Below are 13,894 nucleotides of genomic sequence, written 5' to 3'. Positions count from 1 at the left end.
TTAAGGTTTGGCAAATATCGCATAAAAACGCACATTATCAGGCTATGGTACAGCGTTCGCCTTCAAGCATTTCCCGGCACAGTTCCTCGTTATCCGGCATCACTATCTTATCGGCCTCCTGTTTATAATTATGTTTAAGCTGCTTACGGCGAACAGCTTCAAGAAAACGCCTTACCTGGGTGCGGTTCTGCAATACCAGGCCTGGTACCATAACAGGCAGGTTATCCTCGTTCTTTGCCACCATAGTAAAATAGCTGGTATTGGTATGGTGCACGGTATTGGTTTTGATATTTTCCGAAATGACCTTAATACCTACAACAAGCGACGTTTTACCCACATAATTTACTGACGCCATTAGCGATACCAGGTCGCCAACCTCTACCGGCGCCAGGAAATCCACAGTATCAATGGACGCTGTAACACAATAATTACCCGCGTGCTTGGCTGCGCATACGTAAGCCACTTTATCCATTAGCGACAATAAAATACCACCATGTATCTTGCCGCCAAAATTGGAGTAAGATGGTATCATCAATTCGGTTATAACCGTCTCGGAAAAACTTACCGGTTTATAGGCAGAGGCGTCGGTTGGAGTTGTCATCTTCGAAATAAAGGTATCATTATCCGGCAAAAATATATACTATCCGTCAGTAAATATACAGGGAGATCCTTTTAAAACATACAGCGCCTATGGAGCAATTCAACAACTGTTTTAAAGCCAAAAGCAGGGTTAACATGGTTAACACATTTTTGCCGTGAATGTTAATTAATCAACTGATTATCAATTACTTAATATAAATAACAGTAAAAACGTGTAACCCATCAATACCACAGGTTCTGTTTGACTTCTATGAATAAGTTTAAAAACTGCCCGGTTGCCGCCTCAGGTTAACCGGTTTGATGTTAAAAACGATTTCTCCGGGTAAACAGGGGTACAATTTGAATTTACGTGTCTATGCTTATATTGCCTCGTCTTATGTGCAACAAAAAATTACTGCTTTTTCTGCTTATTTTTTCCTTAAGCGCGAGGTGTTTTTCGCAGGACCTAATTGAAAAAAAAGAAAAACTGGCCGACAAGATGACCGCGGTTTACACCGTGCTGAAGAGTGACGAGCAAGTTAAAGACGGGCTTTACCAGGAGTTTTACAGGCGCAAGCATCTTATTGTGAGCGGTATATATAAAAAAGGCAGAAAGACCGGCGTTTGGCGCTATTTTAACCCAAAAGGTGTGTTAATGCAAACCTACAATGTCGACAAGGATTCCATCGTTTATGAAGCGTTTGAGAGCCGTGCATCTGGATTTGATTATTTGGTTGACGAGGAGTTGACCGACTCCGACAAAACCACCAAACCCTTAAAAATAGGTGGCCGTTATTATGGTTACCTGCCATACCTGGCTATTTATAAAACGCCTTTTATCAGTTATTACTGGGGTTCGGGATTATATGAGGGGAAAGTGGAACTTTTGATAAGCCCGCTTGGCCGCCTTGCCGACATGAAAGTAACGGTAATGGGCCCTGACCTTCTTCAGGGAACTCGCCTGTCGCTAAAGCTGCTTAAAGAAGAAGACAAGCAATTTGTACCCGCTACAATAAATCACAAACCGGTAATATGCCGGATCATTATCCACTGCCGGGTTGACGGCGATGGCGGCCTGGTGCTTTTTGACGATGATATGCGGCGGGGTGTAAAGTACGACCCGCCGCATATTAATTATGGAGTTGATGACGATTTTTGAAAGTCGCCTGAATATTTAATGATGATGGTGACCATCCGGACCATGAGCATGGCCGTGGGCCATTTCGTCGGCTGTTGCAGGGCGTACGTTGATAATATTTCCTTTGAAGTGCAGTTCGTGCCCGGCCATAGGGTGATTGAGATCGACTATAACTGCGTCTTCCGCAATTGATACGACGCGGCCCTGGAAACGGTTACCGTTGTTATCCTGCAACGGGAGCATGCTGCCTATTCCGGGCATATCTGTACCCTCAAACATATTTTTTGGCAGATTAGCTACCGCTTCTTCGTCATATTCGCCATAAGCATCACCGGCTGAAAGCTGGAAATCGTATGGGTCGCCCGTTGAAAGGGTACTCAAATTTTCTTCAAACTTAGGCAGCATCTGGCCCGCGCCGAATAAAAAAGTCAAGGGCTGCTCTTCGGTGGCGCTTTCTACTAAACCTTCTTTTCCATCCTCGTCTTTTACGTACAGATCGTAGGTTAAGGACACTACGTGTTTTGGTGCAATCTTCATGCTGTCTCTTTTTTTGATAAGTATCTAATTATTGATTTGTTTTAAAGCGTCGTGGATATTTTCGGAAGGCAATCCGCAGGTTTTGTCTTTACAAACAAAAATGCGGGTGTTTTCGGCTATCCTGCCCTGCAGCAAAGGTAAACTTCCTTTTTTACCGCCCAACACAATTTTGTTGGGGATATAATTTTTTTCCAATTCGATGCGCGTTGCTTCATACTCATTCCCTGTTATGGCAACTTCGTTCAGCCCGAAAACCTCGTTCAGCATCAGCATAGCCCAATTAGAATAAGATGATCCATAACGCGCCATCTGCGGTGCTACACCAGCTAAAAGCCTGCTGGATATCTCCAAATAATGATCACTATCAAAGAAATGTCCGAGTTTTTGAAGATTTTGCGCCATCACTGAGTTTGATGCCGGGATAACGCTATCCATTACCTCCGATTTGCGGGCTATCAGTTGTTCATCATCAGCAGCGGTATAAAAGAAAACTCCGTTCTCCCTGTCATAATAGTTATCAATAGCGATACCAGCCAGTTCTTTGGCTTTATTTAGCCATTGTTCATCAAAAGTAACCTCGTATAAAGCTATGAAAGCATCGATGATGTTGGCATAATCATCTAAAAATGCGGTCCCGTTCCCCGTCGCCGCGGCAATGAAGGGGCCTTTATATATTCTTGACAGCCTGCCATCGGTTGCTATCATGTTATCTAAAATGAAACCTGCGTTTTTCAGTGCCAGTTCCAGGTATTCTGGTTTATCGAACGCCCGGTAAGCTTCACAAAGGCCTTTCAGCATCAAGCCATTCCACGAGGCCAATATTTTGTAATCCAGCCCCGGTCGGATACGTTCGCTGCGGACATCAAACACTTTTTGGCGAAGGGTTTTGATCTTTGAACCGAGTTCTTCCGGCGTCAGATCGTAGCGCTTTGCCAGTTGTTCGCTATTCTCGTCGCGAAAGAATACGTTGGTCAGCTCCTCTTCCCAATTGCCATCTTCTGTTACATTATAATAAAGCGAAAATAATTCTGCATCGGCCCCTAATATGCCTTCGATCTCTTCGCCTGTAAACGTATAAAATTTGCCCTCCACCCCTTCGCTGTCAGCATCCAAAGCGGAATAAAAACCGCCTTCAGGCGACGTCAATTCGCGCTTTATAAATGTAATGATCTCATCAACCACTACCGGATATAGAGGACTTGGTTGCCATATTGCAGCTTCAGAATACAGGCTGGCCAATTGGGCATTGTCGTACAGCATTTTTTCGAAATGCGGCACATGCCAGCGGCCATCAACTGAATAACGTGCAAATCCGCCACCTATATGGTCATAAATACCGCCGAAAGCCATTTTGCGCAGCGTCAGCTTAACCTGCCCGGCAATATCATCGTCCTTCATCAAATGTGCATAACGCATCAAAAACTGCCAGTTGTTGGGCATCGGGAATTTAGGCGATGAGCCCATGCCGCCTTCATTCCTGTCAAAATAGCGCAGCCAGTTCCTGACGATCAGTTCAAGATCGTCCTTTGTATACTGCACTTTTTCGTTTACCGGGGCGAATGATTCGTATTGGCGGATACCTTCGGTGAGTTTCACCGCGTATTCTTCGGCCTCTTCGGGTTTGGTCTTATAAAAATCGGCCAGGTTAAACAGCAGGCTCACCCAATCGTTCTTGCGGAAATAAGTTCCGCCATAAATTGGCCGCTGGTCGGGCAGGCAAATGCAGTTAAGCGGCCAGCCGCCGCGGCCCGTCATTAACTGGAGGGCAGTCATGTATATCTGGTCGATGTCCGGGCGCTCCTCGCGGTCGACTTTTATACAAACAAAATACTCGTTCATAACTGCCGCTACCTTTTCGTCCTCAAAACTTTCATGCTCCATCACATGGCACCAATGGCAGGCCGAATAGCCAATACTGACAAGTATCAGTTTATTTTCATCCTTCGCCTTTTGCAATGCTTCAGGCCCCCAGGGGTACCAATCGACCGGGTTATTGGCGTGTTGTAAAAGATATGGTGAAGCGGAATTGGCAAGACGATTCATAGGCATTAATGCAATTTGCGAAGATGCATATTCGATATTAAAATAAGGTAATCCAACTGTCTGAAAATATGCAATTATCACATTTCCAGTAATTAGGAAGTTACAATTGGAACATCGTCAAATAATTTTGGTTTCTTTGTTCCTCAAATTCTCAAAAATAATGAACCAATTAAAATTAAACCCCATTTTGGGAGTATGCTTTGCGCTATTGCTGGCGTTTAACGCATCGGCACAAACTACCGATTCTATCAAATATGATCACCAGGACCTTTTCGGCCCGATAACCTGGCCCGTTACCAGCGGTAATACCCGCTTGGCTGACGGTTTACCGGGAGCAAATTACTGGCAAAACCGCGCTGATTACAGCATTAGGGCCACATTGACCGAAGGCACGCAGGACACAACCGTGACCGGGGAAGTAACCATTAGCTATACGAATAACAGCCCTGACAAGCTTGACCACCTGTGGCTGCAGCTCGACCAAAACCTGTTCAAACCTGATTCTCGCGGCGCTGCGGTTACCCCTATCACCGGCGACCGTTTCGATGTACGCGGGTTTAGCCGCGGTGGGTACCATATACAATCGGTATCGGTTACTTATAACAAACAAGCTTATACTGTAAACCCCGTAATTACCGACGCCAGGATGCAGGTACGCTTACACGCCCCCATGGCGGCAAATGGCGCAAAAATAGAGCTGAAAATAAAATACTGGTTCTCGATACCCATGTATGGCGCCGACCGTATGGGCCGCAAGAAATTTAAAGACGGTTATGTTTACGAAATAGCTCAATGGTACCCGCGCATGTGCGTTTATGACGACGTAGAGGGATGGAACACACTGCCTTACATGGGCCTGGGCGAGTTCTACTGCGAATATGGTAATTTTGATTACTATATAACCGCACCGGCCAACATGCTGGTTGTTGGGTCGGGCGACCTGCAAAACGGCCAGCAAGTGCTAACCCCTACCCAGCTTTCGCGCCTGGCAGAGGCCCGCAAAAGCGATAAAACAGTGTTTATCACCAAGCCAGATGAGGTTTTGAAAAATGCCAATGCCACCGGTACCAAAACATGGCACTTTAAAATGCAAAACACCCGCGACGTATCGTGGGCAGCATCAAAAGCTTTTATATGGGATGCTGCGAGGGTGAACTTCCCCTCAGGACGCAAGGGCATTGCTATGGCCACCTACCCGGTTGAAAGCGCAGGAGACGATTCGTGGGGCCGTGCTACGGAATATTTGAAGTACAGTATCGAAATATATTCGAAGAAGTACTACGAGTACCCATGGAATTCGGCAGTGACGGTATCCGGCGTGGCTTTAGGCATGGAATACCCGGGTATAGTATTCTGCCTGGATAACCTGAAAAAAGGAAACTTGTGGGGCGATGTAACGCACGAGATAGGCCACAACTGGTTCCCGATGATCGTTGGATCAAACGAACGTAAATATATGTGGCAGGACGAGGGCTTCAATACCTTCATCAATGAGTATTCGACCAGAATGTTTAATCACGGCGAATATGACGACACCACAGCGCGCCCTGCGCATAACCTGGTTGGCTACCTGAAAAGGCTGAAAGACCCACTGATGGTGGCGCCGGAAGCCATGGGCCTTAATGACTACGGGCAGTATTACGTGAAAACATCCGCGGGACTGGACATGCTGCGAAACGTGGTGTTGGGCCCTGATCGCTTTGATTATGCCTTTAATGAATATGTTAAACACTGGGCATTTAAACACCCCTTGCCATACGACTTTTTCCGCACCATGAACGATGCTGCCGGTGAGGACCTGAACTGGTTCTGGAAAGAATGGTTCTTTACAACATGGGAACTTGACCAGGCCGTACAATCTGTAACCTATGTAAAAGGCGATGCAGCCAACGGCGCCATCATCACCTTAGTAAACAAGCAAAAAATGGCGATGCCGGTTGATCTGAAGATCACACAATCGAACGGGAAAGTGGAAGTACTGCACCTGCCGGTTAATATCTGGCAGCGTATCGGCGGGGTTTGGAAATTCAAATATCCTTCCACATCAACCATTACCAAAGTGGAAATAGACCCGGATAAGCAAATGCCGGATGTTGACGTGAAAAATAACGTTTGGGAAGGGAAATAAGCGGAAAGCTTTGAAGTTTTTAAATAATAAAGACCGGGTTGAGAAGATCCGGTCTTTTTTGTTTAGATAGGATACGATCGGACAAGTTGCTTAATAAGCTGGGGTACCTCCGACATGAAGATCGCCTGTACCGCAATCAATTCTGCAAAAATGATTGCCGGAACGCTACGGGCGATTGGTTGGTTTTGCGTTTGAACAATTTGTTAAACGACTGCGGATGTTCGAACCCCAAACGGTAGGCTATTTCGGCAATGGTGAGATTGCTTGTGCTGAGTATCTCTTTAGCTTTTTCGATCAGTTTGTTGTGAATGTGCTGCTGGGCGCTCTGGCCGGTGTGCGAACGAAGCATGTCACTCAGGTAGCGCGGCGATACATTAAGCTGATTGGCTATATCCTGCACTGCAGGCAAACCAGACATGGATGCTTTTTCGGTATCAAAATAAGCAGTCATCAGATCTTCCAATTCTGTTAGCAGGTCGTTGTTAGCCGCTTTTCGGGTGATGAACTGGCGGTTATAGAAGCGATTGCTGTAGTTGAGCAATAGTTCTATCTGTGTTACGATGACATCCTGGCTAAACTGGTCGATAGGCAACTCCAGTTCATCCTGTATCATTTTGATGATGCCAAATATGGTTTCTTTCTCCTTTTCTGAAAGATGGAGCGCCTCTGATGCCGAATATGAAAAGAAACCGTAGTTCTTAATGGTTTTCGCAAGCTGATAATTCCGCAGAAAATCAGGATGGATCAACAGTGAAAAGCCGCCATAATCCTGGTCTTCCTCATCAACAACCATCACCTGGTTTGGCGATGTAAAACACAGGCCGCCTTCATTAAAATCGTAATAATTCTGCCCGTATTTAAACTTACCGGTGTAATTGGTTTTATAAGATATCTTATAAAGATTCATGACCATACCTCCGCCTAATCTGTTCCAGTCGGGTTTCATGTCTTTGTAATAGTTAATCCCCACCAGCGGATGCAGCGGCCCGGGCAGGCCCAGCGCCTGGTTCAACTCCGAAACGGAGTTGAACACATGCGGCTGTTTATTTTCTTTCTTCATTTCGACTTACGATTCAAGACTTCTGGCTTATTACAAAGTTGCCATGTCTATTACAAAGCGATAACGTACGTCACCTTTTTCCATACGCTCATAGGCCCGGGAAATGTCTTTGATATCGATCATTTCGATATCGGACACAATATTATTTTCGGCACAAAAATCCAGCATCTCCTGCGTTTCTTTAATTCCGCCGATGCCGGAACCTGCTACACTTTTGCGGCCAGCCAAAAGACTGAACGCCGATATTTCTGCAGGTTTTGAAGGCGCGCCAACACACATCATAGTACCGTCTGTTTTTAGCAGCGACAGGTACATATTAAAATCGTGCTCGGCTGAAACGGTGTCCAATATAAAGTCAAAAGTGCCTTGCGCGGCTTTTATCTGTTCAGGATCGGTTGTAACCACAAAGTTATGGGCACCCAATTTTTTGGCATCAGCTTCTTTTTTAGGCGAAGTACTCAGCACGGTAACTTCGGCGCCAAAAGCCACCCCGAATTTTACGCCCATGTGGCCCAATCCACCCAGGCCCAAAACAGCCAATTTATGCCCCTTGCCTACTTTCCAGTGGCGCAAAGGTGAATAGGTAGTAATGCCCGCGCATAGCAAAGGTGCAGTTGCTGCCAGGTCAAGTTTATCGGAAATGTGCAAAACGAATTCCTCCTTAACCACAATGGTATTTGAATAGCCGCCGTAGGTTGGTGACGAACCATCGCGTTCCATACCGTTATAGGTGTAGGTACAGCCCTCAAGGCAGTATTGCTCCAGGTCGTGTTTGCAATTATCGCAATGACCGCATGAATCAACCATGCAGCCGGTACCGGCCAGGTCGCCTACTTTAAAATTCTTTACATGGTCGCCTACTTTAATTACGCGACCGACGATCTCGTGACCAGGGACCATCGGGAAAATGCCCGGGAACCAATCGTCTTTTATCTGGTGCAGATCGGAGTGGCAAACGCCACAAAATAAAATATCAAATTGCACATCGTGCGGGCCAACCTCGCGGCGGTCAAAGTTCCAGGGAGCAAGATCGGATTTGTTGGTTTGGGCTGCATAGCCTTTTACTGGGATCATAAGTTTCTGATTTTATAACTCAAAGTTGAGCATTAAAAACCGAACACGTGTATCCATTCCGGTTTTTATTGTAGCCAAAATGCGGTGCGGGGCAGAAAGCCAAAAGCGGAAAGCAGAAAGCTAAATTATATCCACAAATATGAAAGCTTCACGCTTTTGGCTTTTAGCTTTCGGCTCAAAAAAGTAACTTCGTCCCCCGACAGAAAAGAGGAAAAGAGATTGGATTATTTAAAGGGATTGAACCCGGCCCAGCAGGCCGCTGTAATGCAAACCGAAGGACCAGTGATGATCATCGCAGGCGCCGGCTCGGGCAAAACGCGCGTTATTACCATGCGCGTGGCGCACCTTGTAGCTAATGGTGTGGATGCCTTTAATATATTAGTACTCACCTTTACCAATAAAGCCGCACGCGAAATGCGCGAGCGTATTATGCACGCTGTAGGCGCCGAGGCAAAAAACGTGTGGATGGGTACTTTTCACTCGGTATTCGCCAAAATTTTGCGGGTTGAGGCTGACAAGATAGGCTACCCAAACAATTTTACTATTTATGATACCGATGATAGCAAAAGTGTATTGCGGGCCATTCTGAAGGAGCTGAGTCTTGATGATAAATTGTATAACCCCAATTTTGTCTATAACCGGATATCCGCAGCCAAAAACAACCTGATATCATGGCAGGAATACCAGCAGAATGATCAGATACAGGCCGATGACTTTTCAACAGGTCGCGGGCAACTGGGCAAAATATATGAAACCTATGCAACGCGCTGTTACCGGGCCGGTGCGATGGATTTTGACGACCTGCTTTTCAAAACCAATGAATTGCTGAAACGCTACCCCGACGTACTTTATAAATACCAGAACAAGTTTAAATACCTGATGGTGGATGAGTACCAGGACACGAATTTTTCGCAATATCTTATTGTAAAAAAGCTTGCTGCCATTAACGAGAATATTTGTGTGGTGGGCGACGATGCGCAAAGTATTTATGCGTTCCGGGGTGCGAATATCCAGAACATCCTGAATTTTGAAAAGGATTATCCCGACCTGAAAGTTTTCAAACTGGAGCAGAATTACCGTTCGACCCAAAACATAGTTAACGTTGCCAATAGCATTATTGCCAATAACCAGGAACAGCTGAAGAAAAATGTATTCTCGGAAAAGGAAGAAGGCGATAAGATAAAGGTAATGCGAGCCTTCAGCGATAACGAGGAAGGTAAAATAGTTGCCGAAGGCATTTTACAGGAGCGCAGCACCAAAGGAATGAAATGGCACGACTTTGCTATTCTTTACCGTACCAATGCTCAGTCGCGCTCGATGGAAGAAGCGTTACGTAAGCTGAACGTACCTTATAAAATATATGGCGGCCTTTCGTTTTACCAGCGAAAAGAGATCAAGGACCTGATAGCTTATTTCAGGCTGACGATAAACCCAAACGACGAGGAAGCCATGAAAAGGGTGATCAATTACCCTAAACGCGGCATCGGCGATACTTCAGTGGACAGGATAATACTCGCTGCTGATCAGAATATGATCACACCCTGGGAAGTTATCGTCAATCCGTCAAAATACATCGATGGGCGCAGTTCGGCACAGGTCAGCGTGTTTGCGACCATGATACAGGCCTTTGCGGTTATTACCAAAACCCAGTCGGCTTATGATGCCGCGCTCCATATCGCTCAACATTCAGGTTTGTTAAAGGACCTTTACGAGGATAAGTCGGTAGAGGGGCTTAACCGGTACGAGAATATCCAGGAGTTACTGAACGGTATCAAAGAATTTTCGGAGCGTGAGGATATCGAAGATAAAAGCCTTGCTGTATTTATGCAGGATGTAGCCCTGCTTACCAACGACGATAAAGACAATAATCCCGACGCCGATACCGTATCACTGATGACCATTCACTCGGCCAAAGGGCTTGAGTTTCCGCATGTGTTTGTAGTTGGACTTGAGGAAAACCTCTTTCCTTCGCAAATGTCACTTAATTCGCGCACCGACCTGGAAGAAGAGCGGAGGTTGTTTTATGTGGCCGTTACCCGCGCCGAAAGCAAGCTGACCATCAGTTATGCAACATCGCGCTTCAAATTCGGTACGCTGATCAGTTGCGAACCCAGCCGTTTCCTTGATGAAATAGACGCCCGTTACCTCGAGCTGGACTTTACCGCCAAACCAACTGTCAGCAGTTCGAGCTTTTTTGATGATGAACGAAATGCGTGGAGCAAGCGCGGTGATACTTTCTCCAAACCGCGCCCCGCTACCACGGCACCGGTTAAAACCACATCTATATTGGCCAAAGCTCATGTTCCATCAGCCGGCTTTGCCCCTTCCGATACATCCAACCTGCAGGTAGGAATGGAAGTTGAGCACGAACGCTTCGGCTTCGGCAAAGTAATCAGCCTTGAAGGGAATAAACCAGATATTAAGGCAACTATTTTCTTTAAAGAAATAGGCCAAAAACAATTACTCCTAAAATTTGCCAAGCTGCGCATTGTGACCTAATTAATTATTATATTAGTAGTTAATTATTCTGACCCGCATTATTAAGTATTTCTGAATACATTAATTCATTTACAATTGGTTAAAAATCGGTCTATTTTATTTTCGTATCGTAGAATAATTTCCCCGCGATGTAATCAAGTAATTTGCTTTTTATGCAAAAACAGCCTATTTAAGAGCAAAAAATTTGTGGCACACCGTTTGGATATAAAGTCCTAACCCCCTAATTAAGGCACAATTGATTATGAACGATTTAAAACAAAGAACAGCAAACAAATCCGTTGGTAAGAGCATCCGCATCTTACGACACCAGCACGGATGGAGCCAGGAAGATATAGCCAGCCGTTTAGGTATATCGATCCCGGCATTTTCAAAAATTGAAACCGGTGTAACCGACGTCAACCTGTCCCGTTTGGAGCAGATCGCCAACATTTATGAAGTGAGCGTAGTCCAGCTGCTTACCGTTGACAGCGAGCAAACTGAGGCAGCCCCTTCGCATCTGAATGTTATGCAAAAGAAACTTAGTGACCGTGAGGCTGAAATTGCAACCTTACAGCGCAAAGTTATTGAACTGTACGAGGAATTGCGTAATAAGAACCCGGTAGCCGTATAAGTATCGTATGTTTAGTAAAACCGACACTTTATTGTTTGATAAAGTGTAAGGTTACTCTTATTCGGAACACGGGCATCCAGTGATTTTTAAACACTAATTAACAATCTTAATTGTAACAAACAAAGATTTCTAATTAGTAAAAATCCAAATAAAACATCTGTTTAGCAGGTACTTTGGAGTAATAATTGCATCATAGCAGATATAACAACATATCCAGCCTATGATGCTTAATTATTTGATTTCGACCACGAAGAGTGGCCATTCGAAAAAAGCGGCCATTCATGACCCTGAAAGTAAGCTAAAGATCAAGGTATTCGACCTTGTAAAATCCAGGTTTATTCCCAAGAAGGGCGAGGTGACTTATTTTGTTACAGCCGGCACAGAAAAGATCGGCTTTCAAACCGAGGGATATAAGAAGCACAAAACATTACTTATACTGCACATGATAGCCTGGTATTGTATGTACCTGGGGCTGATGGAGGCTCAGATACATCCTAATTGGCCGTGATCGTTAAGGCGCGAGTCAAAAGTCATGAGTCTTAAGTCTCGTATATTATATTAAAAATATAGTTTGTTGCTTTAAGATACCGGACTTATTGAAAGCTTGTCCGTTTGGGGTCGTGAAGGATATCGGTCATATCGATGATCTTTTCGTCAATATCAGACACGCACTTGTTCATCATGCTGATACACTCCTTCTCATCAACAAGGCCCTCTTTTTCAAGATTCATCAATCCTTTAAGTGTAGCTATTGGGCCGCGTATCTGGTGCGACAAATAAGAAGAGTATTCCGAAAGTTTTTTATTCTTGATCTGCAGGTCGCGCGTACGTTCATCAATTATCTCCTCGAGGTGATGATTGATACGGTCGAGATTGTCTTTCTGGCGCGAAACTTCGCTGTTCAATTCCGTCAACCGGAAATTGGTTTTCGCTTTGCGCTTCACATTGCCGATCAATAAGGCTATGACAACCAAGAGCAAACCAGAGCCTGAAACCGCCCACCAAAATTTAACACGGTCGTTCTTCTGGCGTTCTATGATCAGTTCACTCTCTCTTTGTTTCTCCTGCTGATCGTGCTGTTGCTGCATCAGTGTTAAGTCGGATGATAACGTGCTTTTCTGCAGCGTACTATCACGTTCATATATTGTATGTAATATGGCTACCGCCCGTTCGTAGTTTTTACGGTGCAGTTCTAACTGGTACGAGTTATAGCTAAAATCGGCCTCAAGCTTCTCATCTTTTGTTACCTGGGCAAAGGCTATCCCTTCATCGAGAAATTTCCTGGCCTTATCATAGTCCTTTTTTTCAATATAAATTGAGGACAAAGTCAGGTCGGTTATACCTATAGTTGTATTTTGGTCCTGGAGCCGTGCCTGCTCATGCGCCTTAAGCAGCATTTCCTCTGCCTTGTCGTACTGTTTTAATTTGTAATGAATAACGCCCGTATTCTGCAGGCAGATAGTGAGGTTAGCCTGGTCATTTAGCTGCGTTAACAATTGCTGGCTTTTAGTATAATATTCCAGCGCCAGCGAAAAATTCTTTTTACGGAGGTATACGTTACCTATATTTAAGGTAGCGTAAGCGATCAGTTTGGTATCGTGCAAACTTTGCGCTATCGTAAGACCCTTTTCAAGATAATCTAACGATTGATCGTAATCTATGGTCAGATATAAGTTGCCGATATTATTGTAAACCTTTGCCTGACCCAATGTATTGCCGGCTTTCCTGAAATAAGATAGCGCATACGAATAGTTGGCAATAGCCTTGGCCTCGTGGTTGGCGTAAGCCTCACCTACCCCCATTACGCGGTAAGCTTCGGCCATGCCGTTAATATAATTTAATTTTTTTGCCAGTTCGAGGGCCTGCTCCGCCTTTTTGATCGTCTCGTCGTGATCGGTCATACGGCTTTTAAACCCCTGCTTATTCAACAGATTTACCTGCGCGGTGTCCTGGCTGGCAAATTCCATGGCAGCTTCGGCATATACTCTTGCCAGGGCAGCGGTCAGAAATAATATGATGAGATAAGCTTTTTTCATTAACCTGGTTTCGTCACACAAGCCATATTAAAGTGCATAGTTTAGTGTGATAACACCTTATTACGTAAAAAAATTAAAAATGATGCAAAAAATATTCTTTAAATAATGTTTTTATTTCTGAAAAACATTTTTACCTTTGTGAAGGAACTTTAGTTAAGGACTGCAACTACCTAAAACAGAGCTTGTTATA

11 protein-coding genes are annotated in these 13,894 nt (G+C 44.8%); 5 read left to right on the top strand and 6 right to left on the bottom strand.

The genetic code is table 11. The features are described 5' to 3' along the window. Positions 1-37 precede the first annotated feature (37 nt). A complete protein-coding gene (locus tag VL525_RS03635; RefSeq protein ID WP_325383449.1) occupies positions 38-601 on the bottom strand; it encodes an acyl-CoA thioesterase in 564 nt (187 codons plus the stop codon). A gap of 375 nt (positions 602-976) precedes the next feature. Here VL525_RS03635 and VL525_RS03630 point away from each other — a divergent pair, with 375 nt between their 5' ends. After that, positions 977-1,738 carry a hypothetical protein gene (locus tag VL525_RS03630; RefSeq protein WP_325383447.1) on the top strand — a complete coding sequence of 254 codons (762 nt, stop codon included), beginning with the start codon at positions 977-979 and terminating at the stop codon, positions 1,736-1,738. Positions 1,739-1,753: 15 nt separating this feature from the next. On the opposite strand, the gene VL525_RS03625 is transcribed toward VL525_RS03630, so the two are convergent. Together VL525_RS03625 and VL525_RS03620 are read right to left on the bottom strand one after the other, a co-directional pair. Beyond that, entirely contained in the window at positions 1,754-2,254 is a 501-nt protein-coding gene (locus VL525_RS03625) for a peptidylprolyl isomerase (RefSeq protein ID WP_325383445.1), read from the bottom strand. Between the two features lie 24 nt (positions 2,255-2,278). Further along, positions 2,279-4,297: a thioredoxin domain-containing protein gene (locus VL525_RS03620; protein ID WP_325383443.1), complete on the bottom strand. Its 2,019-nt coding sequence runs from the start codon at positions 4,295-4,297 to the stop codon at positions 2,279-2,281. A gap of 160 nt (positions 4,298-4,457) precedes the next feature. Between VL525_RS03620 and VL525_RS03615 the strand changes: the two genes are divergently transcribed. Then, positions 4,458-6,425, top strand: coding sequence for a M1 family metallopeptidase (locus VL525_RS03615; protein WP_325383442.1), 1,968 nt, complete (start codon positions 4,458-4,460; stop codon positions 6,423-6,425). Between the two features lie 136 nt (positions 6,426-6,561). Here VL525_RS03615 and VL525_RS03610 read toward each other — a convergent pair whose 3' ends face one another. Together VL525_RS03610 and VL525_RS03605 are read right to left on the bottom strand one after the other, a co-directional pair. Continuing rightward, positions 6,562-7,485, bottom strand: a complete 924-nt coding sequence (locus VL525_RS03610; RefSeq protein ID WP_325383440.1) for a helix-turn-helix transcriptional regulator — start codon at positions 7,483-7,485, stop codon at positions 6,562-6,564. 30 nt (positions 7,486-7,515) lie between these two features. Then, positions 7,516-8,559 (bottom strand): NAD(P)-dependent alcohol dehydrogenase, encoded by a 1,044-nt coding sequence (locus VL525_RS03605; protein ID WP_325383438.1) that lies wholly within the window; start codon positions 8,557-8,559, stop codon positions 7,516-7,518. Positions 8,560-8,778: 219 nt separating this feature from the next. Here VL525_RS03605 and VL525_RS03600 point away from each other — a divergent pair, with 219 nt between their 5' ends. From VL525_RS03600 to VL525_RS03590, 3 genes are all read left to right on the top strand, one after another. Further along, positions 8,779-11,058, top strand: coding sequence for an ATP-dependent helicase (locus tag VL525_RS03600; RefSeq protein WP_325383672.1), 2,280 nt, complete (start codon positions 8,779-8,781; stop codon positions 11,056-11,058). A gap of 241 nt (positions 11,059-11,299) precedes the next feature. Next, positions 11,300-11,668, top strand: coding sequence for a helix-turn-helix transcriptional regulator (locus tag VL525_RS03595; protein ID WP_325383436.1), 369 nt, complete (start codon positions 11,300-11,302; stop codon positions 11,666-11,668). 220 nt (positions 11,669-11,888) lie between these two features. Then, the gene (locus VL525_RS03590) at positions 11,889-12,176 is read left to right on the top strand and encodes a hypothetical protein (RefSeq protein WP_147033617.1); all 288 of its coding nucleotides are present in this window, start codon (positions 11,889-11,891) and stop codon (positions 12,174-12,176) included. A gap of 85 nt (positions 12,177-12,261) precedes the next feature. Here VL525_RS03590 and VL525_RS03585 read toward each other — a convergent pair whose 3' ends face one another. Further along, a complete protein-coding gene (locus VL525_RS03585; protein WP_325383434.1) occupies positions 12,262-13,704 on the bottom strand; it encodes a tetratricopeptide repeat protein in 1,443 nt (480 codons plus the stop codon). Between the last annotated feature and the right edge of the window lie 190 nt (positions 13,705-13,894).

It is taken from the genome of Mucilaginibacter sp., assembly GCF_035492695.1.
In the GTDB taxonomy this organism is placed as follows: Bacteria; Bacteroidota; Bacteroidia; order Sphingobacteriales; family Sphingobacteriaceae; genus Mucilaginibacter.
The sequence above is the reverse complement of the archived record's forward strand: the minus strand, read 5'-3'. Positions and strand labels throughout refer to the sequence as shown.

What these genes read in the sequence shown, in the direction of transcription:
- VL525_RS03635 (WP_325383449.1), bottom strand. Translation starts at nt 601, where the DNA reads ATGACAACTCCAACCGACGCCTCTGCCTATAAACCGGTAAGTTTTTCC.
- VL525_RS03610 (WP_325383440.1), bottom strand. Translation starts at nt 7,485, where the DNA reads ATGAAGAAAGAAAATAAACAGCCGCATGTGTTCAACTCCGTTTCGGAG.
- VL525_RS03625 (WP_325383445.1), bottom strand. Translation starts at nt 2,254, where the DNA reads ATGAAGATTGCACCAAAACACGTAGTGTCCTTAACCTACGATCTGTAC.
- VL525_RS03615 (WP_325383442.1), top strand. Translation starts at nt 4,458, where the DNA reads ATGAACCAATTAAAATTAAACCCCATTTTGGGAGTATGCTTTGCGCTA.
- VL525_RS03605 (WP_325383438.1), bottom strand. Translation starts at nt 8,559, where the DNA reads ATGATCCCAGTAAAAGGCTATGCAGCCCAAACCAACAAATCCGATCTT.
- VL525_RS03585 (WP_325383434.1), bottom strand. Translation starts at nt 13,704, where the DNA reads ATGAAAAAAGCTTATCTCATCATATTATTTCTGACCGCTGCCCTGGCA.
- VL525_RS03595 (WP_325383436.1), top strand. Translation starts at nt 11,300, where the DNA reads ATGAACGATTTAAAACAAAGAACAGCAAACAAATCCGTTGGTAAGAGC.
- VL525_RS03630 (WP_325383447.1), top strand. Translation starts at nt 977, where the DNA reads ATGTGCAACAAAAAATTACTGCTTTTTCTGCTTATTTTTTCCTTAAGC.
- VL525_RS03590 (WP_147033617.1), top strand. Translation starts at nt 11,889, where the DNA reads ATGATGCTTAATTATTTGATTTCGACCACGAAGAGTGGCCATTCGAAA.
- VL525_RS03620 (WP_325383443.1), bottom strand. Translation starts at nt 4,297, where the DNA reads ATGAATCGTCTTGCCAATTCCGCTTCACCATATCTTTTACAACACGCC.